This window comes from Geobacillus sp. G4, assembly GCF_040327975.1.
Taxonomy (GTDB): Bacteria; Bacillota; Bacilli; order Bacillales; family Anoxybacillaceae; genus Geobacillus; species Geobacillus thermoleovorans.
The window spans coordinates 1-264 of sequence record NZ_JBEPJY010000109.1; the positions used below are offsets into that span (position 1 = coordinate 1).

At 39.4% G+C, this 264-nt stretch carries 1 protein-coding gene; it reads right to left on the minus strand.

Translation table 11 applies throughout. The annotated features are described in order from the left end of the window. Nucleotides 1–264 (minus strand): FAD-dependent oxidoreductase (locus ABS784_RS17155; protein ID WP_352513411.1); only part of this gene is annotated, 264 nt, incomplete at both ends.

Here is a 264-nt window from a genome sequence, read left to right on the forward strand (position 1 = left end):
TTCAACGATAACTTCTTGTTTTTTTTCATGAATCACTTCTACTTTTTCGTTTAAAAAGATCTCCCCGCCCTTTTCGAGGATTAAATCTGCCATCCGTTCACTAACAAGACGGAAATTTACAATACCTGTTGATGGAACATGAATGGCTTCTATTCCATTCACATAAGGTTCAAATTCATGAAGCTCCTCCTTTGAAATTTTCCGGATATTGAGGCCGTTTTTTAATCCGCGTTGGAACAGCTTCTCAAGCTCCTCCCGCTCATG